26 protein-coding genes are annotated in these 26721 nt (G+C 70.5%); 22 read left to right on the top strand and 4 right to left on the bottom strand.

The features are described from left to right. Window positions 1-352: 352 nt before the first annotated feature. The 9 genes from V1460_RS24075 (at window position 353) to V1460_RS24035 (ending at window position 11654) form a co-directional block, all read left to right on the top strand. Complete coding sequence (locus tag V1460_RS24075) at window positions 353-2029, top strand: CTP synthase (protein ID WP_338675696.1); 1677 nt, start codon at window positions 353-355, stop codon at window positions 2027-2029. A gap of 95 nt (window positions 2030-2124) precedes the next feature. Beyond that, entirely contained in the window at window positions 2125-2757 is a 633-nt protein-coding gene (locus V1460_RS24070) for an NUDIX hydrolase (RefSeq protein WP_338675695.1), read from the top strand. A gap of 303 nt (window positions 2758-3060) precedes the next feature. Next, window positions 3061-5109 carry a tetratricopeptide repeat protein gene (locus tag V1460_RS24065; RefSeq protein ID WP_338675694.1) on the top strand — a complete coding sequence of 683 codons (2049 nt, stop codon included), beginning with the start codon at window positions 3061-3063 and terminating at the stop codon, window positions 5107-5109. Between the two features lie 174 nt (window positions 5110-5283). After that, window positions 5284-6399, top strand: a complete 1116-nt coding sequence (gene ald, locus V1460_RS24060; protein WP_338678180.1) for an alanine dehydrogenase — start codon at window positions 5284-5286, stop codon at window positions 6397-6399. A 577-nt stretch (window positions 6400-6976) separates the two neighbouring features. Next, window positions 6977-8002, top strand: a complete 1026-nt coding sequence (locus tag V1460_RS24055) for a ParA family protein (RefSeq protein ID WP_407077515.1) — start codon at window positions 6977-6979, stop codon at window positions 8000-8002. Continuing rightward, window positions 7987-8610, top strand: a complete 624-nt coding sequence (locus V1460_RS24050; RefSeq protein WP_338675693.1) for a hypothetical protein — start codon at window positions 7987-7989, stop codon at window positions 8608-8610. The genes V1460_RS24055 and V1460_RS24050 overlap by 16 nt, the downstream gene beginning before the upstream one ends. Window positions 8611-8674: 64 nt before the next feature. After that, complete coding sequence (locus V1460_RS24045; protein ID WP_338675692.1) at window positions 8675-9841, top strand: segregation/condensation protein A; 1167 nt, start codon at window positions 8675-8677, stop codon at window positions 9839-9841. A gap of 59 nt (window positions 9842-9900) precedes the next feature. Then, the gene (gene scpB / locus V1460_RS24040; RefSeq protein WP_338678177.1) at window positions 9901-10569 is read left to right on the top strand and encodes an SMC-Scp complex subunit ScpB; all 669 of its coding nucleotides are present in this window, start codon (window positions 9901-9903) and stop codon (window positions 10567-10569) included. Next, entirely contained in the window at window positions 10569-11654 is a 1086-nt protein-coding gene (locus V1460_RS24035; protein WP_338675691.1) for a pseudouridine synthase, read from the top strand. Before scpB ends, V1460_RS24035 begins: the two co-directional genes overlap by 1 nt. Window positions 11655-11898: 244 nt before the next feature. Here V1460_RS24035 and V1460_RS24030 read toward each other — a convergent pair whose 3' ends face one another. Continuing rightward, entirely contained in the window at window positions 11899-12912 is a 1014-nt protein-coding gene (locus V1460_RS24030; RefSeq protein WP_338675690.1) for a pyridoxal-phosphate dependent enzyme, read from the bottom strand. A gap of 165 nt (window positions 12913-13077) precedes the next feature. Between V1460_RS24030 and pnuC the strand changes: the two genes are divergently transcribed. Genes pnuC through V1460_RS24005 form a run of 5 tightly spaced genes read left to right on the top strand, consistent with a single transcriptional unit; the run spans window position 13078 to window position 17020 of the window. Beyond that, on the top strand, window positions 13078-13737 hold the full coding sequence (gene pnuC / locus V1460_RS24025; protein WP_338675689.1) for a nicotinamide riboside transporter PnuC: 660 nt from the start codon (window positions 13078-13080) through the stop codon (window positions 13735-13737). Continuing rightward, on the top strand, window positions 13734-14447 hold the full coding sequence (locus V1460_RS24020) for an adenylyltransferase/cytidyltransferase family protein (RefSeq protein WP_338675688.1): 714 nt from the start codon (window positions 13734-13736) through the stop codon (window positions 14445-14447). Before pnuC ends, V1460_RS24020 begins: the two co-directional genes overlap by 4 nt. A 4-nt stretch (window positions 14448-14451) precedes the next feature. After that, entirely contained in the window at window positions 14452-15198 is a 747-nt protein-coding gene (locus tag V1460_RS24015) for an NUDIX domain-containing protein (RefSeq protein ID WP_338675687.1), read from the top strand. Further along, window positions 15185-16237, top strand: a complete 1053-nt coding sequence (locus tag V1460_RS24010; RefSeq protein ID WP_338675686.1) for an ADP-ribosylglycohydrolase family protein — start codon at window positions 15185-15187, stop codon at window positions 16235-16237. The genes V1460_RS24015 and V1460_RS24010 overlap by 14 nt, the downstream gene beginning before the upstream one ends. 3 nt (window positions 16238-16240) lie before the next feature. Beyond that, window positions 16241-17020 (top strand): DNA polymerase beta superfamily protein, encoded by a 780-nt coding sequence (locus V1460_RS24005; RefSeq protein ID WP_338675685.1) that lies wholly within the window; start codon window positions 16241-16243, stop codon window positions 17018-17020. 3 nt (window positions 17021-17023) lie between these two features. On the opposite strand, the gene V1460_RS24000 is transcribed toward V1460_RS24005, so the two are convergent. Then, complete coding sequence (locus V1460_RS24000) at window positions 17024-17707, bottom strand: DNA polymerase beta superfamily protein (RefSeq protein WP_338675684.1); 684 nt, start codon at window positions 17705-17707, stop codon at window positions 17024-17026. Window positions 17708-17867: 160 nt separating this feature from the next. Here V1460_RS24000 and V1460_RS23995 point away from each other — a divergent pair, with 160 nt between their 5' ends. From V1460_RS23995 to der, 6 genes are all read left to right on the top strand, one after another. Continuing rightward, window positions 17868-18314, top strand: a complete 447-nt coding sequence (locus V1460_RS23995; protein ID WP_338675683.1) for a YidB family protein — start codon at window positions 17868-17870, stop codon at window positions 18312-18314. 165 nt (window positions 18315-18479) lie between these two features. Beyond that, window positions 18480-18842 (top strand): chorismate mutase, encoded by a 363-nt coding sequence (aroH, locus tag V1460_RS23990; RefSeq protein ID WP_338675682.1) that lies wholly within the window; start codon window positions 18480-18482, stop codon window positions 18840-18842. Further along, window positions 18839-19924, top strand: coding sequence for a prephenate dehydrogenase (locus tag V1460_RS23985; RefSeq protein ID WP_338675681.1), 1086 nt, complete (start codon window positions 18839-18841; stop codon window positions 19922-19924). Before aroH ends, V1460_RS23985 begins: the two co-directional genes overlap by 4 nt. A gap of 146 nt (window positions 19925-20070) precedes the next feature. Further along, entirely contained in the window at window positions 20071-20772 is a 702-nt protein-coding gene (gene cmk, locus V1460_RS23980) for a (d)CMP kinase (protein ID WP_338675680.1), read from the top strand. Window positions 20773-20834: 62 nt separating this feature from the next. After that, on the top strand, window positions 20835-21422 hold the full coding sequence (locus tag V1460_RS23975; RefSeq protein WP_338678176.1) for a lysophospholipid acyltransferase family protein: 588 nt from the start codon (window positions 20835-20837) through the stop codon (window positions 21420-21422). Between the two features lie 82 nt (window positions 21423-21504). After that, window positions 21505-22953 (top strand): ribosome biogenesis GTPase Der, encoded by a 1449-nt coding sequence (gene der, locus V1460_RS23970; protein WP_338675679.1) that lies wholly within the window; start codon window positions 21505-21507, stop codon window positions 22951-22953. A 105-nt stretch (window positions 22954-23058) separates the two neighbouring features. Here the strand turns inward: der and V1460_RS23965 are convergent, their stop codons facing one another. Both V1460_RS23965 and V1460_RS23960 read right to left on the bottom strand, forming a co-directional pair. After that, complete coding sequence (locus V1460_RS23965) at window positions 23059-23355, bottom strand: hypothetical protein (RefSeq protein ID WP_338675678.1); 297 nt, start codon at window positions 23353-23355, stop codon at window positions 23059-23061. 128 nt (window positions 23356-23483) lie between these two features. Then, window positions 23484-24311, bottom strand: a complete 828-nt coding sequence (locus V1460_RS23960; protein WP_338675677.1) for a hypothetical protein — start codon at window positions 24309-24311, stop codon at window positions 23484-23486. A 277-nt stretch (window positions 24312-24588) separates the two neighbouring features. On the opposite strand from V1460_RS23960, the gene V1460_RS23955 reads away from it, so the two are divergent. Together V1460_RS23955 and V1460_RS23950 are read left to right on the top strand one after the other, a co-directional pair. Then, window positions 24589-25872: a glycosyltransferase family 4 protein gene (locus V1460_RS23955; RefSeq protein ID WP_338675676.1), complete on the top strand. Its 1284-nt coding sequence runs from the start codon at window positions 24589-24591 to the stop codon at window positions 25870-25872. Continuing rightward, complete coding sequence (locus V1460_RS23950) at window positions 25869-26717, top strand: hypothetical protein (protein WP_338675675.1); 849 nt, start codon at window positions 25869-25871, stop codon at window positions 26715-26717. The genes V1460_RS23955 and V1460_RS23950 overlap by 4 nt, the downstream gene beginning before the upstream one ends. Window positions 26718-26721 lie beyond the last annotated feature (4 nt).

The raw sequence follows: 26721 nt of genomic DNA, 5'->3' as shown, positions 1-26721 counted from the left end.
GGCGGAGGTGGTGCCAATCGCCGGCTTGCTCGGGAGCGACATTCCGAATCAAGTGTCCGAGCAGAATACGACGCGGCCCCCTGATCCGCGCGAAGCTCCCGGCAATCCGGTGCCGCCGAACGAGTGAGCGGTGGGTGAACCCGGAGAGGCCCGTGAGAGCCATCATGCCCCGTGTGGCCGGAAGCAGTCTCCCTGTGGCGCTGATACCCTGGTAGCCCGTGGACCGGTGGGCTCCTCGCATGAACGGCGGCCCCCGAACCGCAGCGACGGCACCCCTGGAAATCTCCGGATCTCCGCAGCGGGATCGCCGGTACGCACGACAACTCGCGACCACGGGAGCCCCCTCTTGGCCATGCCGGCTCGATCCTCGAACACGACGACCAAGCACATTTTCGTCACCGGGGGTGTCGCCTCCTCCCTCGGCAAGGGCTTGACGGCCTCCAGCCTGGGCGCGCTGCTGAAAGCCCGTGGCCTGCGGGTCACGATGCAAAAGCTCGACCCGTATCTGAACGTCGACCCGGGCACGATGAACCCGTTCCAGCACGGTGAGGTGTTCGTCACCAACGACGGCGCCGAGACCGACCTGGACATCGGCCACTATGAGCGCTTCCTCGACGTCGACCTGGACGGTTCCGCGAACGTCACCACCGGCCAGGTGTACTCGCAGGTGATCGCCAAGGAGCGGCGCGGCGAGTACCTGGGCGACACGGTGCAGGTCATCCCGCACATCACCAACGAGATCAAGCACCGTATCCGCCGGATGGCCACGGACGACGTGGATGTCGTGATCACCGAGGTCGGCGGCACGGTCGGTGACATCGAGTCGCTGCCGTTCCTGGAGACGGTCCGGCAGGTCCGCCACGAGGTCGGCCGGGACAACGTCTTTGTGGTGCACATCTCGCTGCTGCCCTACATCGGCCCGTCGGGGGAACTGAAGACCAAGCCGACCCAGCACTCGGTGGCCGCGCTGCGGAACATCGGTATCCAGCCGGACGCGATCGTGCTGCGCGCCGACCGGGACGTGCCGACCGCGATCAAGCGCAAGATCTCGCTGATGTGCGACGTGGACGAGGCCGCCGTGGTCGCGGCGATCGACGCCAAGTCGATCTACGACATCCCCAAGGTGCTGCACACCGAGGGCCTGGACGCCTATGTGGTGCGCAAGCTGGACCTGCCGTTCCGCGACGTCGACTGGACGACCTGGGACGACCTGCTGGACCGCGTGCACAATCCGGACCACGAGATCAGTGTGGCCCTGGTCGGCAAGTACATCGATCTGCCGGACGCCTACCTGTCCGTGACCGAGGCGCTGCGGGCCGGTGGTTTCGCCAACCGCGCCCGGGTCAAGGTCAAGTGGGTCGCATCGGACGACTGCAAGACGCAGGCGGGCGCCGCCAAGCAGCTCGGTGACGTGGACGCGATCTGCATTCCCGGTGGTTTCGGCGACCGCGGGGTCAGCGGCAAGGTCGGCGCGATCCGGTACGCGCGTGAGAACAGGATCCCGCTGCTCGGGCTGTGCCTGGGCTTGCAGTGCATCGTGATCGAGGCCGCGCGCAACCTGGCCGGGATCCCCGAGGCCAACTCCACGGAGTTCGACGCCACCACCGCCCACCCCGTCGTCTCCACGATGGAGGAGCAGCTCGCCTATGTGGAGGGCGCGGGCGACCTCGGCGGCACCATGCGGCTCGGGCTCTACCCGGCCAAGCTCGCCGACGGCTCGATCGTACGCGAGGTCTACGACGGCCAGCCGTACGTGGAGGAGCGCCACCGTCACCGGTACGAGGTCAACAACGCCTACCGCGCGGAGCTGGAGAAGAAGGCGGGCATCGTCTTCTCGGGTACCTCCCCGGACAACAAGCTCGTCGAGTACGTCGAATACCCCCGGGAGGTGCACCCCTACCTGGTCGCCACCCAGGCCCACCCGGAGCTCCGCTCCCGCCCCACCCGCCCCCACCCGCTGTTCGCCGGACTGGTCAAGGCCGCCGTACGACGCCGGGAAGAGGCCGCCAAGGGTACGGCGGGCAAGTAGCTGAGAGCCGGCAGCGGCGGAAGAACTAACGTGGACCGGGGTGCGGGCCGGAACAGGCCCCGTACCCCGGTTCCGGTGTGTGGAGAGGACGGCATATGACCACGACCATCAAGGACACCCCTGAGGAGTGGCGGGTCACGGCGACCGCGGTCCCGTTCAAGGGCAACAAGACAAGCGTTCGGACCGACGACGTGGTCATGCCCGACGGTTCGGTCGCGCGCCGCGACTACCAGGTCCACCCCGGCTCCGTGGCGGCGCTCGCCCTGGACGAGTCGGGCAGGGTCCTGGTGCTGCGCCAGTACCGGCACCCCGTGCGGCAGAAGCTGTGGGAGATCCCGGCCGGCCTGCTCGATGTGCCGGGGGAGAACCCGCTGACCGCGGCACAGCGCGAGCTGTACGAGGAGGCGCACGTCAAGGCCGCCGACTGGCGGGTGCTGGTCGACGTGTACACCACGCCGGGCGGCTGCGACGAGGCGGTACGGGTCTTCCTCGCCCGCGACCTCTCCGAGGCCGAGGGCGAACGCTTCCGGGTCTCCCACGAGGAGGCCGACATGGAGCTGGCCCGGGTGCCGCTCGAGGAACTCGTGCGCGGGGTACTCGCTGGGGAGCTGCACAACAACTGCCTGGCCGTGGGCGTGCTCTCGCTCGCCGCCGCGCTGGCGGGCGACGGGGTGGACGCGCTGCGTCCCGCCGAGGCGCCGTGGCCCGCGCGGCCGTTCGAGGCCTAAGGGCTTGCAGGAAAGCAACGCCTTGATTCCCTGCAAGCCCTTAGAGTGACTTCCGGCGGGGGCGCCCGGTGGGACGATCGGCTGATCCGATCGAGGGAACCGGGCGCACGCGCCGCAGCGCTCCCCGAAGTCCGGCAGACGGCTGATCTACGCTCGGAGCGCCCATCCGGGGAACCTCCGGTGGGTTCGGCTCGTTCAGCGGCGGACTGGAGCGTGGCCCATGAGGGAGCAGGCGTGGAAGTGAACGGTCCTTCGCCGGAAGGCCCTTCGCCCGGGAGCTCGGCGTCATCGGAACAGGAGCCGGTGGCGGAGTCGGCAGCGAGCGGGACCGGAGGCGGTGCCAGAGGGCAATTCATCGGACGCCAGCGTGAGTTGAAGTCGCTGAGGGCCGATATCGAACGGGCCGGTCTGGACACCCTATCGGGACGCAAGGCGCCACGTGCCAGGGTGCTGCTGGTCGCCGGGCGCCCCGGCTCGGGACGCAGCACCCTCGCCGACGAGCTGGTCAGGCAACTGGCCGGCGACTACCCCGGCGGAGTGCTGAGGGCCCGCCTCGCGGAGCCTGCGGGAGACGCCGTGCCCACCGAGCGCACCGTACGCGACCTGCTGGGCGAACTCGGGGTCACCCCGCGTCCCGGAGCGGACGAGGACGAGCTCACCGGGCTGGTCCGGGACGCGCTCGCGGAGCGGCGCTGCCTGCTGCTGCTGGACGACGCCCGCGACGCCGGGCAGGTCGATCCGCTCATCCCCGACGACCCCGACTGCCTGGTCGTCGCCGTCGCCCAGGGCCCGCTCACCGGGATCGCGGACGTACGGCCCTGCACCGTCGGCGGCATGGACCCGAAGTCGGCGATCGAGCTGCTGGGCCGCTTCACCGGCGAGGTGCGGATCACCGTGGACCCGCAGGCGGCTGAGTCCCTGGTCGAGCAGTGCGGTGGCCAGCCTGCGGCGATGGTGCTGGCCGGCGGCTGGCTGGCCGCCAGGCCCAATGCCTCGGTTGCCGATGCGGCCAAGAGGCTGCGCGGGCTGCCGGACGATCCCGAACAGCCCGTCGGTGCCAGGCCGGTGGCCAAGGCGTTCCGGCTGGTCCATGAATCGCTGCCGGCGTCGGCTGCGCGGATGCTGCGGCTGCTGACACTCGCACCGACCGGGCTCGTGGACCCGAACACGGCCTCCGCACTGGCCGGCTGCTCGTTCGCGGACGCGGGTCTCGCGCTGGCGGACTTCGCCTCGCTGGGGCTGCTGCGGGTGGTGCGGGACGGTACGCCGGAGGAGGAGGGGCCCCGCGGAGGCAACGGGCCGGACGACGAACTGTACGAGGTGCCCGGCTGCCTCGTCCCGCTGCTGCGCGAGGCGATGAACGCGTGCGATCGGCCCGCCGAGATCGAGCTCGCCCGCGCCCGGATGCTGGAGCGGACCGTACGGCTGCTGCACGCCTGCCGTGCCAGCACCGAACCCGAAGGCTCCGAGGCCCGCCGCAGACTCGCCGGTCTGCCGCGCACCCTGCGCTTCAGCGAGCCGGAAGTGGCGGAGTCCTGGCTGGCGGCCCGCCGCCACGCGCTGTCAGGCGCCGCGCGGCTCGCCGTCGCGGACGGGGATCTGGACACCCTGGCCAGACGGCTGATCGCGGCCCTGGTCAGAGCGCTGGTAGCCCACTGGGGGACGGAGGGCGCCGCGCCCGAGCTCTACGAGCTCCATCTGCTCGTCCTGGAGATGGCCGAACGCCGTGGGCTCCATCGCGAGCAGGCCGCCGCGCTGCTGAACCTCGCCGACCTCGACGCGGGGATGGGGCGCAAGGACGCAGCTCTGGCCCGCTACCGGTCCGCCCTGGAGGCCGGGCGACGGGCGAACGACCCCTATGCCATGGGCAGGGCGATGGAATCCGTGGCAGGCGCCTACCAGGAGCTGGGGGACTGGGAGCGGGCCGCCGACTGGTACGGACGCGCGCTCTCGCAGCGGCTGGCGAGGGGGGAGCTCGCCGACGGGACCAGGCTGTACGGACGCCTCGGCGCCGTGCACACCTACGCGGGGCGCTACGGGGACGCACTGCGCGGTTGGCGGGCGGCGGCGGCCGGATACCGACGGCTCGGTGATCTTTCCGGTCATGCACGGGCGTTGAGCGAGGTGGCACGGGTCCAGGAGTACGCGGGCAGACCCCGGGAGGCGCTGCGCACCTGCGAGGAGGCCGTGGCCTGCGCGCGTCAGGCAGGGAACGTGCGGTTGCAGGCGGCCCTCCAGCTCAGACTGGCCGACACGTTCGATCGACTAGGCGATCCCGCCGCGGCCAGGCTGCATCGCTCTACCGCGGAGCAGCTCCTGGAAACGGAGGTCGCTGGCCTGCGAAATCCGTAGTGGTCTGGTCAGAAGATTTTGCATTGCAAGGCTAGACAGCGAGAACTCCTTCATTAGACTGGCTCTGCCGGGCGTCGCTCCGGTCTCTCTCGGTGCGCCGTGCGTATCCGGGTAACTATGGAATTGCACGACATATCTCCCTGAGATTCCCCTGAGCCAAGGACCGTGATCGACGTGAAGGTCGGCATCCCCCGCGAGGTCAAGAACAACGAGTTCCGGGTGGCCATCACCCCCGCCGGAGTGCACGAGCTCGTCCGCAACGGCCATCAGGTCGTCATCGAGGTGAACGCCGGTCTGGGCTCCTCGATCACGAACGAGGAGTTCGTCGCGGCAGGCGCGCAGATCCTGCCCACCGCCGACGAGGTCTGGGCCGTCGCCGACATGGTGCTGAAAGTCAAGGAGCCCATCGCGGAGGAGTACCACCGCCTCCGCAAGGGCCAGATCCTCTTCACCTACCTGCACCTGGCCGCCTCCAAGGAGTGCACGGACGCACTCGTCGAGTCCGGCACCACCGCGATCGCCTACGAGACGGTCGAGCTGCCCAACCGCGCCCTGCCGCTGCTCGCCCCGATGTCCGAGGTGGCGGGCCGGCTCGCCCCGCAGGTCGGCGCCTACCACCTGATGCGCCCGGTGGGCGGCCGCGGTGTGCTGCCGGGTGGGGTCCCGGGTGTCACTCCCGCCAAGGTCGTGGTCATCGGTGGCGGGGTCTCCGGCTGGAACGCCACGCAGATCGCCGTCGGCATGGGCTTCGACGTGACCCTGCTGGACCGCGACATCAACAAGCTGCGCGAGGCCGACCGGATCTTCGGTACCAAGGTCAAGGCCGTCATGTCCAATTCCTACGAGCTGGAGAAGGCCGTCCTCGACGCCGACCTCGTCATCGGTGCGGTGCTCATCCCCGGCGCCAAGGCGCCGAAGCTGGTCACCAACGAGCTGGTCTCCCGTATGAAGCCGGGAAGTGTCCTTGTCGACATCGCGATCGACCAGGGCGGCTGCTTCGAGGACTCCCGTGCGACCACCCACGCCGAGCCGACCTTCATGGTCCACAGCTCGGTCTTCTACTGCGTCGCCAACATGCCTGGCGCTGTGCCCAGCACATCGACCAACGCGCTCACCAACGCCACACTCCCGTACGTGGTGTCGCTCGCGAACAACGGCTGGGTCGAGGCGCTGCGCCGCGACCCCGCGCTGGCCAAGGGGCTCAACGTCCATGAGGGCCAGGTTGTTTACAGGGAAGTCGCCCAGGCGCACGGCCTCGAGTCGGTGGAGCTCGGCACCCTCCTCGGCTGATCAGGAGCTGGTCAGGGGCCGAGCCTCGGTCGACCCCGAGAGTGCCAAGCAGGCGACAAGAGCGACCAATACGTCAATACGGGTCGTCAACATCACACATCCGGCCGGACCTTGATGAAAAGGGTTCGGCCGGATGTGTGTCCGGACACGCCGCGATGACGCCCAACTCGCCTCGAACGCAACGCTCCAGCGGTTTCGCACAGCTGTGAGAAGTGGTGGGACGGGTGCCGTGCACCCTTGACATGGAGGGGTTCGGATGCCGACACATCGGGCCGGGTCCGGTGGATTGTGTTGCTGCGGAGCGGTGACACGCCATAGAGTCGCCAACCGTCGGCATGGTGCCACGCTGACCTATCGATAAAGTTTCCTGGTCACGTCCAAGGAGGTAAGACGACTTGTGAATGAGTCGACATTTTCTCCCGGGGGTGGTCACGCGGGAATCCACCCACCGCGCCAGGCGGGCGCGGGGACGCCCCCGGCCCTGGACCAGGGTGCTGCGTCCGGGCACGAAGCTGTCGGCTCCGTCGCTGTCCGTACCTTCGCGACCGACCAGCACACGACGACGACAGCCCACACGATGAAGATGATGGACGGCCAACACGTGAACGCCACGGCCGGCAACGAGAGTGGCCGAGAGTCCACCCACTTCGCCGACTACGACGAGGTGCCCGAGGGGCACTTCTACGACCCAGACGCCGAATACGAGCCCGACCCCGAGTACGCGGCCACGCTCGCGCCCGACGCGGCCCGCCAGCGCCGTGAGCGGATCGGCCCCACCGGGCGGCCGCTGCCCTACTTCCCGATCCCGGGCCCGCTGACGGACCACGGCCCCGCGAAGATCATCGCGATGTGCAACCAGAAGGGCGGCGTCGGCAAGACGACGTCGACCATCAACCTGGGCGCGGCACTTGCGGAGTACGGACGGCGTGTCCTGCTCGTCGACTTCGACCCGCAGGGAGCCCTGTCGGTCGGTCTCGGCGTGAACCCGATGGAGCTCGACCTCACGGTCTACAACCTGCTCATGGAGCGGGGGATGGCCGCCGACGAGGTGCTGCTCAAGACAGCGGTGCCCAACATGGACCTGCTGCCGAGCAACATCGACCTCTCCGCCGCCGAAGTGCAGTTGGTGAGCGAGGTGGCCCGCGAGTCGACGCTCCAGCGCGCCCTGAAGCCGCTGCTGCAGGACTACGACTACATCGTCATCGACTGCCAGCCCTCGCTCGGCCTGCTCACGGTCAACGCCCTGACGGCAGCTCACAAGGTGATCGTGCCGCTGGAATGCGAGTTCTTCGCGCTTCGCGGTGTCGCGCTGCTGACGGAGACCATCGAGAAGGTGCAGGAGCGGCTCAACCCCGAGCTGGAGCTCGACGGTATCCTCGCCACGATGTACGACTCGCGCACGGTCCACAGTCGTGAGGTGCTGGCGCGTGTCGTCGAGGCATTTGACGACCACGTCTACCACACGGTCATCGGGCGCACGGTGCGGTTCCCGGAGACCACGGTCGCCGGCGAACCCATCACCACCTACGCCAGCAACTCGGTCGGTGCCGCCGCCTATCGCCAGCTCGCCAGGGAGGTGCTCGCCCGGTGTCACGCCGAGTGAGTCTGCCCGGAGCCGATGAGCTGTTCCGTACGACCGGGGGCACGGGGCTTCAGCCGTCGTCCCCGAGGCGGGGGGCGAGCGCGGCCAACGGGGAGACGCGGGTGCCGGCACCCGCGTCCTCGGCGGACGGGCCGTCGGCCTCCGGCGCTCCCGTCCCGACCGGCGCGGCCTCCGCGGCGGGAGAGGAGCACTCCCCGGCGGCGGAGGAGGCCGAGACGGCTGTACCGCGCAGCCGGGGAGCAGGCGCGGACGGCGACATCGCGCCGTCGGCGCAGCCGGGCCAGGCGGCCCAGTCGGTCTCCGCGGCCCAGGGCAAGGCGCGCCCCGCAGCCGCTGCCGCCCCCGCCACGGGGGCGGCGCCCAGGCGCCGTGGGCGCACCGCCAACCGGCGTCCCAGCGGCCGTGAGCGCCACGACGAGAAGATCACCGTCTATGTCTCGGCCGAAGAGCTGATGGACCTGGAGCACGCGCGTCTGGTCCTGCGCGGGGAGCACGGGCTCGCCGTCGACCGCGGCCGCATCGTGCGCGAGGCGGTCGCCGTCGTACTGGCGGACCTGGAGTCCCGAGGCGACGCGAGCATCCTCGTGCGGCGGCTACGCGGTCGCTGACGGGGTAGCCTGCGCGCGCCCGCATCTTTTCCGCACCCTGGACACCCTGGACGCCTGAACCACCATGGCCCCATCCGACGAACCCGCCGCCCCCGCTCCGCACACCCCGCGCCGTGTGCTGGGCCGCGGCCCGGGTGCGTCCGGGGCGGTGCGACCGGTGGCACCGCCGGAGGAAGAGCAGCCGGAGCCGCGCCCGGCACGGTCGCCGGAGCCGGATGAGCCCGCCGCGGCGGCGGTGTCGCAGGGTAGGGCCCTGGTGGGTGAGGCTCCGGGGGTGACAGTGGACAGCTCAGGCGCCGGCGCCGTGGCAGCCGTTTCCGGTGATGGGCGGCAAGCTGCCGCGCAGGACGAAACCGGGCAGGCCGGGGCTGTGGCCGATGAGTCCGGGACCGAGGCCGGTGGGGCCGATGAGCAGCGGGCCGAGGCGGCTGACGACGGACGCTTCACCGTGCGCCTCGCCAATTTCGAAGGCCCCTTCGATCTGCTCCTCCAGCTGATCTCCAAGCACAAGCTGGATGTGACCGAGGTCGCCCTGTCCAAGGTCACCGACGAGTTCATGGCCCATATCCGAGCCATGGGACCGGACTGGGACCTCGACCAGACCACCGAGTTCCTCGTGGTCGCCGCGACCCTGCTCGATCTGAAGGCGGCCCGGCTGCTGCCCGCGGCCGAGGTCGAGGACGAGGCCGACCTGGCCCTGCTGGAGGCCCGCGACCTGCTGTTCGCACGGCTGCTGCAGTACCGCGCCTACAAGCAGATCGCGGAGATCTTCCACGAGCGGCTGGAGGAGGAGGGCAGACGCCATCCCCGGACGGTGGGCCTTGAGGACCATCATGCCGAACTACTCCCCGACGTCGTGATCAGCATCGGCGCGGAAGGCTTCGCCAAGCTGGCCGTCAAGGCGATGCAGCCCAAGCCGAAGCCCCAGATCTACGTGGACCACGTCCACGCGCCGCTGGTGAGCGTGCGGGAGCAGGGCGAGCTGGTGGTGGCCATGCTGAGGGAGCGCGGAAAGGCCACGTTCCGCGAGCTGACGGACGGTGTCGAGGACACCCTCACCGTGGTCGCCCGCTTCCTCGCGCTGCTGGAGCTCTATCGTGACAAGGCCGTCGTCCTGGACCAGGGGGACGCCCTGGGGGAGCTCATCGTCACCTGGGCGGGTGGTGACTCCGCCGCACATGTCACCGACGAGTTCGACCGCGATCCCGAGATCGTGGGGGAGAGGGCGTGAGCGACGTGGACCCGAGCGCAGGCACGTACCCGGACACCGGCACGGACTCCGGCATGGACATGGGCCGGGACACCGGCGCGGGACCGAAGGCGGATCCGGCTCCGGACGCCGATGGCCCCGAGCCGCCTCTGAAGCCCGCCCTGGAGGCGGTCCTGATGGTGGTCGACGAGCCGGCCACCGAGGAACACCTGGCCAAAGTGCTGGAACGCTCCCGCAGGGAGGTCGCGGACGCCCTGCGGGAGCTCGCCGACGAGTACACCGTCCAGGGGCGGGGCTTCGAGCTGCGGCTGGTGGCGGGCGGCTGGCGCTACTACACCCGGCCGGAGCACGCCGCCGCGGTCGAGCGCTTCGTGCTCGACGGGCAGCAGGCGCGGCTGACCCAGGCCGCGCTGGAGACCCTCGCGGTGGTCGCCTACCGCCAGCCGGTGAGTCGGTCCCGTGTCTCGGCGGTGCGCGGAGTGAACTGCGACGGTGTGATGCGCACCCTGCTTCAGCGCGGTCTGGTGGAGGAGGCGGGCGCGGAACCCGAAACAGGTGCGATCCTGTACAGGACGACGAACCACTTCCTGGAGCGGATGGGCCTGCGCGGCCTGGACGAGCTCCCCGAGCTCGCGCCGTTCCTCCCGGAGGCGGAGGCGATCGAGGCCGACACCCTGGAAGGGGTTCCGTCGTTCGATCCGGATGCTCCGGACGCAGACGATGACGACACGACGACGACGGAACTTTGATGCGAAGCAGCGGCAGGAACAGCAGCGGACGCGGTGACTACCGGGGGGCGGGCGGAGGCCCCTCCCGGTCGAGTGCCGGGGGAGGGCGCGACGACAAGAAGAAGCGCGCGGGCAAGCCCCGTCCCGAGGAGCGCCGCTACGACGTCGGCGGGTCGTCCGCGTCCGAAGGCCCCCGCAAGGGCCGCGGCACGGCCGCGAGGGGCGGCGCCAAGGGCGGCCCCAAGCAGTCCCCGCAGCGCGGTGGCGGCCGCACCACCCCGGCTCGTTCCCGTGAGTACGAGGCGCGTACGGAGGAGCGCAACCGCGCGCGCTACGCGGACAAGCCGCAGATCAAGCCTCCCAAGACCTTCCCGGGAGCCGAGCAGGAGGGCGAGCGCCTCCAGAAGGTGCTGGCGCGGGCAGGCTACGGCTCGCGGCGCGCCTGCGAGGAGCTGATCGAGGACGCCCGGGTCGAGGTCAACGGCTCCATCGTGGTCGAGCAGGGTCTCCGGGTCGATCCGGAGAAGGACGAGATCAAGGTCGACGGGCTGACGGTCGCGACGCAGTCGTACCAGTTCTTCGCGCTCAACAAGCCCGCCGGTGTCGTCTCCACCATGGAGGACCCGGACGGCCGCCAGTGTCTCGGTGACTACGTCACCAACCGAGAGACCCGGCTCTTCCACGTCGGCCGGCTCGACACCGAGACCGAGGGCATCATCCTGCTCACCAACCACGGCGAGCTGGCCCACCGCCTCACCCACCCCAAGTACGGGGTCAAGAAGACCTATGTCGCGGCCATCCAGGGTCCTCTGCCGCGCGAGGTGGGCAAGCGGCTCAAGGACGGCATCCAGCTCGAAGACGGCTACGCCCGTGCCGACCACTTCCGGGTCGTCGAGCAGATCGGCAAGAACTACCTGGTCGAGGTCACCCTTCACGAGGGCCGCAAGCACATCGTGCGCCGCATGCTCGCCGAGGCGGGCTTCCCGGTCGACAAGCTGGTGCGCACGGCGTTCGGGCCGATCGCGCTGGGCGACCAGAAGTCGGGCTGGCTGCGCAGGCTGACCAACACCGAGGTCGGCATGCTGATGAAGGAAGTCGGCCTCTGAGCCGCTGAAATGGGTCCGCCCCCGAACAGCTGAGGGGGCGGGCGCTCTTCGCGGGCGTTCTCGCGGATGTCCGCGCTGTCAGTACCCCCGGATGGTTTCGGCACATGATCGGGGGAGTCCACCGTGATGCCGCTCGGCCTGCCGGCCCGAGAGGCGGCAGAGCTGTGCGGCGACAGTGACGTGCCGGTCTTTGGGTGGTGCGGCAGGCTCGGCGCCTGCGAGGCGTCCTCGTGGGCTCGTGAGCTCAGTCCGTGTCCCGGGGCCCATGGGTCTGGAGGAACAGCACGGGCCCGCCGCCGAACCGGCCCTCGTCCGCCAGGGCGATCAGCGCGGCCAGCGCCTTCGCCGTGTAGACGGGTTCGAGCCCGAGCCGGGACTGCCGGTCGGCGGCGAGCCGCAGCGCGGTCAGTGCCTCCGGGGTGCTGTGGCCGTAGCCGGGGCCCAGCCAGTCCCGCACCATGGTGACATCGTCCGGGGTGAGCCCGACCGGCGCAGGGTCAGCACCCCTCCGGTGCAGCAGCCGTTCGGTCCGCCGGGCGAGCGATGCGACGGCGGGCGCGTCGAGCCGCAGGGTGTCGTTGACGACCACACCCACGACCCGGGTGTGCTCGAGTCCCGCGAGCCGTAGGCCGAGCGCGAGGCCCGCCGCGGTGCCCCCCGAGCCGACAGCGGTGACGATATACGCGGGCTCGGGGAGTTCACCCGCGGTCACCTGTGCCGCGAGCTCGAAGGCGGCCTCGACATAGCCGACGGTGCCGACCGGAGCCGAGCCGCCCGCGGGCAGGAAGTACGGCAACCGTCCGCCGCGCGCATGCCGCAGGAACAGCCAGGGGGCCGCTGCGACGGTGCGTGACTTGGTACGGGTGAAGTGCAGGGCGGCGCCCGAGCGCCGAAGACGCCGCAGCTGCGCCCGCACATGTTCGTCCACCGGCTGGTCGATCAGGGCCAGCGCGGTGTCCAGGCCCTGGTCCCGGCCGTAGAGGGCCGTCGCCAGACCCCAGTTCGTGCCGATTCCGCCCACGGTGAGGACGGTGCGTGCCCCTCGGCGGCGTACGTCGGGAAGGATCCACTCCAGCTTGCGGACCTTGTTGCCGCCCCAGCCGCCCGAGCCGTATCCGCTCTCGTCCTTGCACCACAGCTCCACCCCGCGGGTGAGCCCGGTCAGTTCGCGTACCGGCGTCGGTCCTCGGCCGAGCGGTACATGCGGGAGTGTGGCGGTGAGCCGCGGATAGCGCAGGTGCAGCAGCGGCCTGTCCATGCCTGGTGATTCCTTTCCGGGACCCGCATCAGCGTACTGACTGCGTACAGGCGGCGATACGGCCCGTGGGTGACCCGCGCCCTCCACGGGTCGAGGCGCTGTGCCGCTTGTCGTGAGCACACCCTCCCTTTATAGTCAGAGTGACTCTTAAGAAGAGGATGGGTTGTGAGCCTGGCAGATCTGCTCGAACCGTTGCAGCGACCGCTGTTCACCTTGCTCGACACGCCGGTCGGTTGGACCGAGGTGCTCGGTTTTGGCAGCGGTGCGCTCTGCGTCTGGCTGGTCGCCCGGCAGCACATGGCCAACTGGCCCGTCGGCATCGCCAACAACCTGCTGTTCACCCTGCTGTTCACCCAGGCCGGCCTGTACGCCGACGCGGCGCTCCAGGTCGTCTTCATCACCCTCGCCGCATACGGCTGGAGGACCTGGACCCACGGGGGTGGACCAGGCTCGGGTGCCCTCCCGGTGCGCCGCACGACGCGTACCGAGTGGGCATGGCTGCTCGCGGCGGGGGCGGTGGCGACCTTCGCCCTCACCCTGCTCCTGGACCGCGCCACCGACTCGGCCGTCCCCTTCTGGGACGCGCTGACCACTGCGCTCTCCCTCATGGCGACTTACGGCCAGTGCCGCAAGCGGCTTGAGTCCTGGTGGCTTTGGATCGCCGCGGACGTGGTCTACGTACCGCTGTACGCGTACAAGGAGCTCTACCTCACCGCGCTGCTCTACGCCGGTTTCCTGGCGCTGTGTGTGAGCGGGCTGCGCTCCTGGTCGCGCGACCAGGAGGAGGCTGACCAGCGGCGCCCGATGGAGGTGGCGGCGGCATGAAGCGCTACGCACACGGGCTCGTGCTCGGCAAGTTCTACCCGCCGCACGCCGGGCACCACCACCTGGTGCGCACCGCACGCGAGCGCTGCGAGCGGCTCACCGTGCTCGTCTGCGCCGCGTCCGTCGAGTCGGTAGCGCTCCGGGACCGCGTGGCATGGATGCGGGAGGTCCACCCGGACACGGAGGTCGTGGGCGCCGTGGACGACATCCCCGTCGAATCCACCGACCCCGCCACCTGGGACGCCCATATCGCCATCTTCCGCGCCGCCGTACCCCGCCGGGTGGACGCCGTCTTCACCTCGGAGCCGTACGGCACCGAACTCGCCCGCCGCTTCCGCGCCGAGTCCGTCTGCGTGGACCCCGACCGCACCGTCTTCCCGGTGTCCGGTACCGCCGTGCGCGAAGACCCCGTCGGCTGCTGGGACTTCCTGGAGCCGCCCGTACGAGCGGCCCTCGCCCGCCGAATCGTGGTCCTGGGCGCCGAGTCGACCGGCACCACCACCCTGGCCCGGGCGCTCTCCGCGCGACTCAGGGAGCGCGGCGGGCCCTGGATGACCGCACGGTTCGCCGAGCGGCTCAGTGCCACCGGGAGGCGGTTCCTCACCGTGAGCGGGCCCCCTGATCAGCGCCTCGCCACGGCACTCGCGGCCGTCGACGCGGTGCTCGCGGACGGGTGGCAGCTCGCCGATCCCCTCCCGGAAAGGCGGTGACCACATGTCCGGAGCCCACGATCCGACTGGCTACGATCCGCACGCCTTCCCGCCCTTCGCCGTCACCGTCGACCTCGCCGTCTTCACAGTCCGGGACGGCAGGCTCCAGGTCCTGCTGATCGAGCGGGGCCAGGACCCGTACAAGGGCGCCTGGGCTCTGCCGGGCGGCTTCATCCTGCCAAGGGAGTCGGCGGGGCAGGCCGCCCGGCGTGAACTCGCCGAGGAGACCGGGCTGTCCGAGACCACCGTCGCGGCACTGCACCTCGAACAACTGCGCACGTACAGCGAACCGGACCGCGACCCCAGGATGCGGGTGGTGTCGGTCGCCTACGCCGCGCTCGTCCCGGACCTACCGGAACCGCACGGCGGCGGCGACGCCGCACACGCCCAGTGGATCCCCTGGGGCGGCCACAGCCCCCTCGCCTTCGACCACGACCGCATCCTCGCCGACGCCCACCACCGCATCGGCGCCAAGCTCGAATACTCCTGCCTCGCCACCGCCTTCTGCCCCGCCGAGTTCACCCTCGGCGAGCTGCGGCAGGTCTACGAGACCGTCTGGGGCGTCGATCTCGACCGGCCCAACTTCCGACGCAAGGTCCTCGCCACCCCGGGCTTCGTCGAGGCGGTGGCAGGCGGGGCACGCCTGACCGGCGGCCGGGGCAAGCCGGCCGCGCTCTACCGCGCGGGGCCGGCGAAAGCCCTGCATCCCCCACTGCTGCGACCGGAAGGAGCACGAGATGACCGCGAATGACAGGTCCGCGAACGACGGGGCCACGATGAGGACCGCCGCCAAGCAGGCGGCCACCGGCACCCTGGTCGGACTGGCGCTCGGAGACGCGCTCGGCTTCCCCACCGAGTTCAACGATGTGCCCGCGATCCTCGCCAAGTGCGGGCCCTGGCGGGAGATGGAACTGCCGAAGCCCGCGATCGTCACCGACGACACGCAGATGACGCTGGCCCTGGCCCGGGGGATACGCACCGCGATGGACCGGGGACCACTCGACCCACTGCGGATGACACGGCCGGTGCGCGAGGAGTTCGTGGACTGGTACCACTCACCGGAGAACAACCGCGCCCCCGGCCGCACCTGCCTGGTCGCCTGCCAGAAGCTCGACAGCGACCGGCCGTGGCAGGACGCCAGCCGGATCGATTCCAAGGGCTGCGGCGCCAATATGCGTGTCGCGCCCGTCGGACTCGTACCCCGGCTCAGCGAGGGGCAGCGCGCGGGCGCGGCACAGCTCCAGGCCGCCCTCACCCACGGCCACCCCACGGCACTGGCCGCATCCGACCTCACGGCACGCGCGGTGTTCCTGCTCTCCCAGGGCACTGAACCGCTCGGACTGGTCGGCCGACTGCGCTCGTACGCGTACGAGAACCGCTCCCGCTACCACCACCGCTGGCTCGGCGACCTGTGGACCCGCGCCCATGACGCCACCCCCGAGGAATTCATCCGGCGCGGCTGGGACGAGTGCCTCGCCGTCCTGGAACGCCTGGCATCGGCGCTGCGCGAGCCGAACCCGGAGGTCGACCCGTGCATCGCCACCGGTGACGGCTGGATCGCCGAGGAAGCCCTCGCCACCGCCCTGCACTGCTTCCTCCTCTTCCCCGACCGACCGCTGGCGACGCTGCGCCGGGCCGCCTGCACCCGGGGCGACTCCGACTCGATCGCCTGTCTCGCAGGGGCATTCGCCGGAGCACATCTGGGGGCGGCCGCCTGGCCCAAGGAATGGGCGGAGCGCATCGAGTACCGAAGCGAACTGCTGACTCTGGGCGCGCTCTGGGATGCTTGATCCATGCTGGATGCCCTGAGCCTTGACCTCGCCCCGGTCGTCGCCGACCAGCCGGACCGGCTGGTCTTCGCCACCGTCTCCGGAGCGCACCTGTACGGGTTCCCCTCTCGGGACTCCGATGTCGACCTGCGGGGCGTCCACGTGCTGCCCGTGGACCGGCTCGTGGGCCTGCGCGAGCCGGAGGAGACCAGGTCCCGGATATGGGAGCGGGACGGCACCGAGCTGGACCTGGTGACGCACGATCTGCGCAAGTTCGTACGTCTGATGCTGCGGCGCAACGGCTACGTCCTGGAGCAGCTGCTGTCACCGCTGGTCGTCCACACGACGCCGCAGCACGCCGAACTGGTGGCGCTGGCACCGGGCGTGCTCACCAGCCACCACGCGCACCACTATCGGGGCTTCGCGGGCACCCAGTGGCGCCTGTTCGGCAACTCCGGCGAGCTGAAGCCGCTGCTCTACACCTTCCGAGCGCTGCTCACGGGCATCCACCTGATGCGCACCGGGCAGGTGCAGGCGCATCTGCCCACCCTCATCGGGGAGGTGAAGGCCCCGGGCTATCTGCCCGAGCTGATCGCGGCCAAGGCGGAGGCCGAACACGGTACGGCCCTGGTCGAAGCCGATTCGGTGCGGGCGGACATCGACGCGTTGCACGCGGAGTTGGACGAGGCGCAGGCACGGACGCCGCTACCGGGTGAGCCGGGCGCGTTCGCGGCCCTGGACGACTTCGTGGTGCGGGTGCGCCTGGCGCGGGAGGCCTGTATGGTGGCCGCCCGGCAGGGGTGACGCTCAGCCCTTCGCGGACGCCCTGCGGGTGCGTACGAGGAAGTCCTCCACCCGTCGGCGGTCCGGCTGCTCGGGCAGCAGGGTGCTGTCGGCGGCCCGCTCGGCCTCCTCGGCGAGCCGGTTCATCCACGATTCCACCTCGGCCCAGGCCACCTCGCCGCGCTTGACCGCGAGCAGCCGCTCGCGGTCCTCGCCGACCTCGATGACCAGCCGTCCCGTGCGCAGCAGATCGCGGCAGGACGCCAGCAGACGCAGCAGATGCATGGCGTGCTTCCAGCGCGGCGCCCCGTGCTGCCGTACGTCGGCGTCCAGTTTGCGGCGCTGGCCGCCGGCATAGCGCACGAAGGTGTCCTGCGCCTGGCGGGAAAGGAACGCCTCGCGCAGGGCGAGCAGTTCGCGTCCGATGTCGTCGACATGCTCGACGAGCGGGGAGTGCAGGCACTCCAGGATGTTGGGGTTGGCGCGCAGCGCGAGTTCGCAGAAGCGTTCCAGCTCCCAGCTGAACTGCTCGTCCGCCGGGCCTTCCGCATGCGTCGGAGGCTTGTCGAACCGCCAGTACAGCTCGGTGGGTGCGAGGAAGACCCCACGGCGGTCCGTGTCGCTGGCGTCCGTGGCCAGGCCGAAGGCGCGGGAGCCCATCACGCAGGAGTAGATGGTGTGGTCACGTATCAGCGCCTCGGGGGTCATGGGCGCCAGGCTATGCGACCAGGTGAGCGGGCGGACATGAGAGATCGGCATCGCCTCGTCTGGTCCTGCGTTGACAGTCCGTGATGGTCCGGGTGGCGGTAGGACCTGGAGTGGGTGACATTTGCCGTGATCCCCCGTCTCCTACGCGAAAGGCAGGACCATGGCGGGAAACGATCTCGGCAGCCTTCTGGGGAATCTGCTCGGCGGAGGCCAGAGCGGTAACGGTCAGGGCGGTCACGGTCAGGGCGGCGCCGGAAACATCCTCGGCGCGCTGCTCAACGCGTTCAGTGGCAACGGAAGCAAGGGCGCTTCCAACGGCAGTCCACTCAGCGGCCTGATGGACATGCTCAGCAAGTCAGGCCTCGTCGAGCAGGCCCAGTCCTGGATCAGCACCGGTCAGAACAAGCCCGTCAGCGGCTCGCAGATCGCCGAGGCGCTGCCGAACGAGACGCTGGACAAGGTCGCGCAGCAGAGCGGTGTGACCCCGCAGCAGGCCGCTGACGAGATCGCCCAGTCCCTGCCGAAGGCCGTGGACAAGCTGACCCCCAACGGGAAGCTTCCGAAGGCCGGCTCCCTGGAGGAGCTGATCAAGTCGCAGCGGATGTGACCCTGTCCGCACACCGACCGCGCCGCGGTGGCCGTCGTCTGTCTCGCAGGACGGTCGCCGCGCCGGTGCGTCACGATGGCTGACTACGCTGACCGGGAGCACTGAGCACTGAGCACTGAGCACTGAGCACTGAGCACTGAGTAGTACTGAGCAAAGGAGCATGACGTGGCGGTACGAGCCGTCCGGGGAGCCGTCCAGCTGGAACGGGACGAAGCCGGGCACATGGACGAGCAGGTCAGTCTGCTGCTCACCGCCATCCTGGAGCGCAACGGGCTCACCGCCGACGATCTCATCAGTGTCTGGTTCACGGCCACCCCCGATCTGCACAGCGACTTCCCCGCAGCGGCGGCGCGCGGGCTCGGCATCGTGGACGTTCCGCTGATCTGCGCCCAGGAGCTGGACATCCGGGGTGCGATGCCCCGGGTGGTACGGATCCTCGCGCACGTCGAGTCCGACAAGCCCAAGTCAGGCATCGCCCATGTGTACCTCGGCGCCGCGGGCGCTCTGCGCAAGGACATCGCCCAGTGAGAACGGCGTTGGTCATCGGGACCGGTCTCATCGGCACATCGGCGGCCCTGGCCCTGTCCGCGCGGGGCGTCAGTGTGTATCTCCGGGACCATGACGCGGCGCAGGCCAGGACGGCGGCGGCGCTCGGGGCCGGCACGGACGAGGAGCCCGAGGGGCAGGTGGACCTCGCGATCGTGGCCGTACCGCCCGCGTATGTGGCAACCACACTCGCCGAGGCCATGCGCGCCGGGACGGCGCGCGGCTATCTCGACGTGGCCAGTGTGAAAGGCGGGCCGCGGCGCGAGCTGGAAGCCCTCGGCACGGATCTGTCCGCCTACATCGGTACGCACCCCATGTCGGGCAAGGAGCGCTCGGGCCCGCTGGCCGGGACGGCCGATCTCTTCGAGGGGCGCCCGTGGGTGCTCACGCCGACCCGGGACACCGACACCGAGGTGCTCAACCTCGCCCTGGAACTGGTCGCGCTGTGCCGTGCCGTGCCCGTGGTGATGGACGCGGACGCCCATGACCGGGCGGTTGCACTGGTCTCGCACACCCCGCAACTGATCTCCTCCATGGTCGCGGCGCGACTGGCCGACGCCGACGAGACGGCGGTCCGGCTCTGCGGCCAGGGCATCAGGGACGTGACCCGTATCGCGGCCTCCGACCCCCGGATGTGGATCGACATCCTCTCCGCCAACCCGGGCCCGGTCGCCGACGTCCTCGCCGGTGTCGCGGCCGACCTCGACGGGACGGTCCGCTCGCTGCGCGCCCTCCAGTCATCCGACGAGGACAAGCGGCGGGACGGTGCCACCGGAGTCGAGGACGTGCTGCGCCGCGGCAACGCGGGGCGTGAGCGCGTCCCGGGCAAGCACGGCGCCGCCCCCACCGTGTACGAGACCGTCGCCGTGCTCATCAGCGACCAGCCCGGGGAGCTCGCCAGGATCTTCGCGGACGCCGGCCGGGCCGGTGTCAACATCGAGGATGTCCGTATCGAGCACGCCACGGGCCAGCAGGCCGGCCTGGTGCAGCTCATGGTGGAGCCCGCCACCGCGCCGGTGCTCAGCGCCTCGCTGCGGGAGCGCGGCTGGGCACTGCGCCAGTAGCGTGGTTCCCGGGGCCGGGCCGTATGCGTCCGGCCCCGGAATCAGGGGTCGATAGGCAGCTGATAAGCACGGGTGCGTGGACCCCGCCGCGCACTCGGTAACCTTGTGCGGGGCACCTTGGCATTCCCGCCTGCCCGCAAACGCGTATGAGGAAGGTCTCCGACACCGTGGAATCCGTGATCGTCGCCATCGACGGCCCCTCCGGCACGGGCAAGTCGAGCACCTCGAAGGCGGTCGCTGCCGAGCTGGGGCTCAGCTACCTGGACACCGGTGCGCAGTACCGGGCGATCACCTGGTGGATGATCAACAACGGGATCGACACCGACGACCCGGCAGCGATCGCGAGTGCTGCCGGGAAGCCCGTGATCGAGTCCGGTACGAACCCGCTCGCCCCCACCATCAGTGTGGACGGCGCCGACGCTGCGGGCCCCATCCGCACCCAGGAGGTGACCTCCAAGGTCAGCGCGGTCAGCGCGGTCCCCGAGGTACGCGCCCGGATGACCGGCCTCCAGCGGACCATAGCGGCGGCTGCCGAGAAAGGCATCGTCGTCGAGGGCCGGGACATCGGCACCACCGTCCTGCCCGACGCCGATCTGAAGATCTTCCTGACCGCGTCCGCCGAGGCCCGCGCCGCCCGCCGCAGCGGAGAGCTGAAGGGCAAGGAGGCCAGCGGTCTCGATGCCACCCGCGAAGCGCTGATCAAGCGCGACGCCGCCGATTCGAGCCGTAAGACCTCGCCGCTCGCCAAGGCGGGCGACGCCGTCGAGGTCGACACCACCGAGCTCACACTTTCGCAGGTCATCGAGTGTGTCGTGACGCTGGTCGAGGAGAAGCGGGCCGCCCGGTGACCGTACCGGCTGTCCCCTCGGGGAAAGGTGCCGCCGTCGGCAGACGGATCGGTATCGGGCTCATGTACTCGCTGTGGAAGCCGCGTGTGCTCGGAGCCTGGCATGTCCCGGCCAGCGGCCCGGTGATACTCGCCGTCAACCACTCGCACAACATCGACGGCCCCATGCTGATGGGCTGCGCTCCCAGACCGGTGCACTTCCTGATCAAGCGGGAGGCCTTCGTCGGGCCGCTGGGCAGGTTCCTGCGCGGGATCGGGCAGCTCGAAGTGGACCGTAACAGCGCCGACCGGGCGGCGATCACCTCCGCCCTCGCGGTGCTGGACAACGGCGGTGTTCTCGGGATCTTCCCGGAGGGCACCAGGGGCGAGGGGGACTTCACCGCCATCCGCTCCGGGCTCGCCTACTTCGCCGTGCGCTCGGGGGCCCCGATCGTCCCCGTCGCCGTGCTGGGCAGCAGCGAGCGGAGTGGACGGCTGATACCGGCGCTGCCGCCGCTGCGTGGCGGCGTGGACATCGTCTTCGGAGAGGCCTTCACCGAGGGCGACGGCACGGGCAGACGCACCCGCAGGGTGCTGGACGACGCGTCCGTGCACATCCAGAAGCGGCTCACCGCCCACCTGGAAAACGCCAGGCGCCTCACCGGGCGCTGAGTCAGACTCCAGTAGTGGGCTCCCGGCCCCACCGGCCTGTGCGAGCCCACCGATCACCACGGAAGAACAAGGAACGGACTTCATGAACGACCAGCACGACCACGGGGCACTCGGCGACACCGAGTACGCGGAGTTCATGGAGCTCGCCGCGGAGGAAGGCTTCGACCTCGAGGACGTCGAAGGCGCCATCGATGAGGCCGGCCATGGCCCGCTTCCCGTCCTTGCCGTCGTCGGCCGCCCCAATGTCGGCAAGTCGACCCTCGTCAACCGCATCATCGGCCGCCGTGAGGCCGTCGTGGAGGACCGGCCCGGTGTGACCCGCGACCGGGTGACCTACGAGGCGGAGTGGGCCGGTCGGCGCTTCAAGGTGGTCGACACCGGCGGCTGGGAGCAGGATGTGCTCGGCATCGACGCCTCCGTGGCAGCCCAGGCCGAGTTCGCGATCGAGGCCGCCGATGCCGTGGTCTTCGTCGTGGATGCCACCGTCGGCGCCACCGACACCGACGAGGCCGTCGTCAAGCTGCTGCGCAGGGCGGGTAAACCCGTCGTCCTCGCCGCCAACAAGGTCGACGGCCCCTCCGCCGAAGCCGACGCCGCCATGCTGTGGTCACTCGGGCTCGGCGAGCCGTTCCCGGTATCCGCGCTGCACGGCCGCGGCACCGGGGACCTTCTGGACGAGGTACTCAAGGCCCTGCCCGACGCCCCCGCCCAGACCTTCGGAAACGCGGTCGGCGGCCCTCGTCGGATCGCACTCATCGGACGCCCCAACGTCGGCAAGTCGTCTCTGCTGAACAAGGTCGCGGGCGAAGAGCGCGTCGTCGTCAACGAGATGGCCGGCACCACCCGCGACCCCGTGGACGAGCTCATCGAGCTCGGCGGTACGACCTGGAAGTTCGTGGACACCGCGGGTATCCGCAAGCGGGTCCACCTCCAGGAGGGCGCCGACTACTACGCCTCGCTGCGCACCGCCGCCGCCGTCGAGAAGGCCGAGGTCGCCGTGGTCCTCATCGACACCAGCGAGTCCATCTCCGTCCAGGACCAGCGGATCATCAGCATGGCCGTCGAGGCGGGCCGTGCGCTCGTCATCGCGTACAACAAGTGGGACACGCTGGACGAGGAGCGCCGCTACTACCTGGAGCGCGAGATCGAGACCGAGATGCAGCAGGTCTCGTGGGCTCCTCGGGTCAATGTGTCGGCCCGCACCGGCAGGCACATGGAGAAGCTGGTCCCGGCGATCGAGACGGCCCTTGACGGCTGGGAGACCCGGGTGCCGACCGGACGCCTCAACGCCTTCCTCGGCGAGCTGGTCTCGGCCCATCCGCACCCGATCCGCGGCGGCAAGCAGCCGCGCATCCTGTTCGGCACCCAGGCAGGCACCAAGCCCCCGCGCTTCGTCCTGTTCGCGTCCGGCTTCCTGGAGCACGGTTACCGGCGCTTCGTGGAGCGCAGGCTGCGGGAGGAGTTCGGCTTCGAAGGCACCCCGATCCATATCTCGGTGCGGGTGCGGGAGAAGCGCGGCAAGAAGAAGTAGCAGCTCGTGGATCGCCCCTCGTACGAGGGGCGATGAGCAGTGAAGCGGCCGGGACGGCGGAGCTGTCCCGGCCACTTCACTGCTCCTGCTGTGGACTCGGCTTCCTCACAGCCCTCTGCGAGGCGCGGGTGGCAGTGCTGCGGGCGCGCGATGCTGCCCGGTGCGCCGTCGGACTCCCGTCTGCCAGACGCTCAGGTCCCCGCTGAATCCGGATCCGAATCCGGTGTGGCCGCTGCTCTGGCCGGTGCCGAAGGCCCTGAAGCCGAAGTCCTCCTCGCCGCTGCGGTCCCCTGGCAGTGCCCGGAACGACCGCCGGTACTCGGAGTAGAGGGCGTCATAGATCGGCGTGCCCTCGGGGGTCTGGCTCGGATAGGGCTCTCGGGCGGGGTCGTATGTCTGCACGTATGAGCCAACGACCTGCGTGCCGGTCGGATGCGGCCCCTGCGGGGTAATCGCAGTTCGGCCGGGGTAGGTGGGACGCACGGTGAGCTTCTCCGGACGGCCCGGGTCCTGGTCCGGCCCCGGCCTGGTCAGGTGCCCGCCAGCGGCATGGCGGCGGCGACCAGCCGCCCGTTTGCCGCGGCCTTGTCCAAGGCGTCGCGCAGCAGGTCCTCACGCGGCTGCTGGCCGATGGAGCCGACCGGAGCGGCGAACACCAGTACCCGGTGGGACTTGTTGGCGGCGACCCGCCAGCCGTCCGTCACCTGGAGCGCCTGGTGTGCCTGCCACCAGGCGATCTGCCCGCCACCGGGGTTCCCCGGCTGGAGCACGGCGTGCAGCTGGCCCATGGCGAGCAGTACCGACCAGCCGTGCAGCGTCGGCGGCACCTCGTTGACCGCGGACACCGGCAGGAAACCCTGCTCGATCAGCAGCGGAAGGAAGTCGTCACCGCCGCCCACCATGCCGGGGCGGGCGATCGGCCCTGTCGGTTCGACGACCAGCGCGGGGTGCAGCTCCTCGCCGATCAGTACGAGTCCGCTGGTGACACCGAGCACAGCGGGTTCGGGAGCGGCCGGCTGGCCGACCGGCTCCGCGTGCGGAGCCTGGTAGGCGTGCGCGGAGTACGCGGTCGGCGCTGCGGCCTCACCGGTGATCGACCGGACGGCGCCCTTGAGCTGTTCCTCCGAGACCTGGACGACCTGGGACGGGATGCAGCTTGCGTGGGCGAAGGCGAGAACGGCGGTCTCCTCGCCGACGAACAGCACGGTGCTGGTGCGTTCCTGCTCGGAATCACCCGGGGTACGGCATGAGGTGCAGTCGTAGCTGCCCGGGGCGTTCTCGCCGGCGAGCAGCCGGTCGGCTTCTTCGTCGCCGATCTCGGCGCGTACGTCCTCGCTGACGTCGAGCATGCGCGGCACGGGTGGCTCCTCGGACTCGGTGCTGATTGGGAGCCGGGGCGCTCCCGACTCATGACGGGAACAACGGGTGAGCGGCGGAAGGAGTCACGCGCCGGGTGAAGGTGTGCCGACACATCGCCAAGTCGACAGGTCGATACCCAAGGCCGCGGTGTGCCGCCGGGAAAGCGTGCCGACGCGGCGTCAACCGGCGCCCTTGCGCGCGGATCGGTCCGGGCTGACCAGTAGAGTCGTTCGCAGACCGACATTGACCGGGGGAACAACGGGGGCGCACCAGCGCATGCATATTTCTTTTCTGCTTCACAATGCGTACGGCATCGGGGGCACGATCCGTACGACGTTCAATCTCGCCCAAGTCCTGGCGGAGCGTCATGAAGTCGAGATCGTCTCCGTCTTCCGGCATCGCGAGGAGCCCATGCTCGGCGCTCCGTCCGGGGTCGTCATGCGCCACCTCGTGGATCTGCGCAAGGGCAGCGCCGGGAACGACGCGGGCCATCCCGACTACAGCCGCCCCGCGAAGGTGTTCCCGCGGGGCGACGGCCGCTGGAAGCAGTACAGCCGGCTCACGGACGCCCGTATCGCCGCGCATCTGAGGTCACTGGAAGCCGACGTCGTCGTCGGCACCCGCCCCGGGCTGAACGTCCACATCGCCCGCCAGGCCCGCCGCGGTCCGGTCCGGGTCGGCCAGGAGCACCTGACGCTGGAGAGCCACGGCTACCGGCTGCGCCGCGAGATCGCCCACCGGTACGCCCTGCTGGACGCGGTCACCACTGTCACCGAGGCGGACGCCCGGGCCTACCGCACCCGGCTGAAGCTGCCCGGGGTGCGGATCTCGTCGGTGCCCAACAGCGTGCCGGCACCGCATGCGGAACCCGCCGACCCGGCGGCCAAGTGGGTGATCGCGGCCGGCCGGCTCACCAAGGTCAAGCGGTACGACCTGCTGGTCAAGGCATTCTCCAAGGTCGTCGCCGCCCGCCCCGACTGGCGGTTGAGGATCTACGGGACCGGCGACGCCACCGGCAACGAACGTGCAGCCCTGCGCTCCCTGATCGAGCAGCGGGGGTTGCACAACCACGTCTTCCTGATGGGGCCGGCGAATCCCCTCGAACCGGAGTGGGTCAAGGGCTCGATCGCTGCGGTCACCTCGAACATCGAGTCTTTCGGGATGACCATCGTGGAAGCGATGCGCTGCGGCCTGCCCGTGGTCTCCACCGACTGCCCGCACGGTCCGGGCGAGATCATCGAGGACGGGGTCGACGGCCGGCTGGTCCCGGTCGGCGACGCGGACGCGGTCGCCGACGCCCTGCTGGACCTGATCGGTGACGACGCCCTGCGGCGGGCCGCCGGCACCGCCGCCCGCGAGGCTTCCGAGCGCTTCGACCCGGCACGGATCGCGGAGCGCCACGAGAGGCTGTTCACCGAACTCGTCACCAGCGGCGGCGGCACCCGCCGCCGCAGCGCCGTACGTGACGCGGTGCACCGATCGAGGGGTGCCGTGCTCGACGCCGGCTACGCGTTGCGCTATCGAGCCGCCGACGCGATCCGGAAGGGGAGGAAGGCATGACCACGCCTGCAGCGTCCACGACGCTGACCACGGCCACCGGAGGCGAGCGGCGTCCGCCGCGCGCCGACTGCCTCGCCGACTCCACCGGGACGGTCACTTTCACCTGGGAGGGAAGCACAGCCGACGGCGACGCGCTGGTGCTGCGGCGGCGCGGTGCGGGCACGGGCCCCGACGGCATCGTGCGGCTGCCGCTCACCGAGCGGGGAAGCGGCCGGGTGGGCGCGGTGCTGTCCGGCGCCGTCGACCTGGCGGAGGGCCAATGGGACGCCTTCACCGGCGACGGCACCGCCGTCGCGGCCGGAATCCGCGACCTGCGGGCGTTCATCGACCGGGTCCCGGAGCCCGGGCCGGTCGCGGTGCGGCTCCCGTATCCGGAGGCGGACGGCCGGCTCGCGGTCCGTGCCTGGGTGCGTGAACCCCATGCGGAGGCGGGGGACATCGAAGTCGGGCCGGGTGCCTTCACGGTGGCGGGCGTCCTGTACGGTGCACGGCTCGGTGCCGGTGCGAAGGTGGAGGCACGGCTCGGGGACAAGGTGCGCGGTTTCGCGGTGACGGGCGAAGCCGAGTACTTCCGCTGCACCGTGCGGTACGCGGACCTCGTCGGCGACACCGAAGCCGCTGACGCGGCAGGGGTGGAGACCACGGTCGGGCAACAGCTGTGGACTCTGTGGCTGCACCCCGCCGCCGAGAGCGCGCGGAAGGTGCGTATCTCCCGTCTCCTCGACGACATCTGGAACCGCAAGGACATCTACGTCTATCCGGCCCATCAGTCGGCCGGATACCGCGCCGTCCCCGGCTACACCGGCGCCAACGACCTCTGCGTCCGGCTCATGCCTCTCGTATGAGGTT

This window comes from Streptomyces sp. SCSIO 30461, from assembly GCF_037023745.1.
Taxonomy (GTDB): domain Bacteria; phylum Actinomycetota; class Actinomycetes; order Streptomycetales; family Streptomycetaceae; genus Streptomyces.
This window is presented reverse-complemented; position numbering and strand designations above follow the sequence as displayed.

Bases quoted from the DNA above. Each gene is read 5' to 3' on its own strand.
- V1460_RS24075 (WP_338675696.1), top strand. From the start codon at position 353: ATGCCGGCTCGATCCTCGAACACGACGACCAAGCACATTTTCGTCACC.
- V1460_RS24070 (WP_338675695.1), top strand. From the start codon at position 2,125: ATGACCACGACCATCAAGGACACCCCTGAGGAGTGGCGGGTCACGGCG.
- V1460_RS24055 (WP_407077515.1), top strand. From the start codon at position 6,977: ATGAAGATGATGGACGGCCAACACGTGAACGCCACGGCCGGCAACGAG.
- V1460_RS24045 (WP_338675692.1), top strand. From the start codon at position 8,675: ATGGCCCCATCCGACGAACCCGCCGCCCCCGCTCCGCACACCCCGCGC.
- scpB (WP_338678177.1), top strand. From the start codon at position 9,901: ATGGGCCGGGACACCGGCGCGGGACCGAAGGCGGATCCGGCTCCGGAC.
- V1460_RS24035 (WP_338675691.1), top strand. From the start codon at position 10,569: ATGCGAAGCAGCGGCAGGAACAGCAGCGGACGCGGTGACTACCGGGGG.
- V1460_RS24030 (WP_338675690.1), bottom strand. From the start codon at position 12,912: ATGGACAGGCCGCTGCTGCACCTGCGCTATCCGCGGCTCACCGCCACA.
- V1460_RS24020 (WP_338675688.1), top strand. From the start codon at position 13,734: ATGAAGCGCTACGCACACGGGCTCGTGCTCGGCAAGTTCTACCCGCCG.
- V1460_RS24015 (WP_338675687.1), top strand. From the start codon at position 14,452: ATGTCCGGAGCCCACGATCCGACTGGCTACGATCCGCACGCCTTCCCG.
- V1460_RS24010 (WP_338675686.1), top strand. From the start codon at position 15,185: ATGACCGCGAATGACAGGTCCGCGAACGACGGGGCCACGATGAGGACC.
- V1460_RS24005 (WP_338675685.1), top strand. From the start codon at position 16,241: ATGCTGGATGCCCTGAGCCTTGACCTCGCCCCGGTCGTCGCCGACCAG.
- V1460_RS24000 (WP_338675684.1), bottom strand. From the start codon at position 17,707: ATGACCCCCGAGGCGCTGATACGTGACCACACCATCTACTCCTGCGTG.
- V1460_RS23995 (WP_338675683.1), top strand. From the start codon at position 17,868: ATGGCGGGAAACGATCTCGGCAGCCTTCTGGGGAATCTGCTCGGCGGA.
- cmk (WP_338675680.1), top strand. From the start codon at position 20,071: ATGAGGAAGGTCTCCGACACCGTGGAATCCGTGATCGTCGCCATCGAC.
- V1460_RS23975 (WP_338678176.1), top strand. From the start codon at position 20,835: ATGTACTCGCTGTGGAAGCCGCGTGTGCTCGGAGCCTGGCATGTCCCG.
- der (WP_338675679.1), top strand. From the start codon at position 21,505: ATGAACGACCAGCACGACCACGGGGCACTCGGCGACACCGAGTACGCG.
- V1460_RS23955 (WP_338675676.1), top strand. From the start codon at position 24,589: ATGCATATTTCTTTTCTGCTTCACAATGCGTACGGCATCGGGGGCACG.
- V1460_RS23950 (WP_338675675.1), top strand. From the start codon at position 25,869: ATGACCACGCCTGCAGCGTCCACGACGCTGACCACGGCCACCGGAGGC.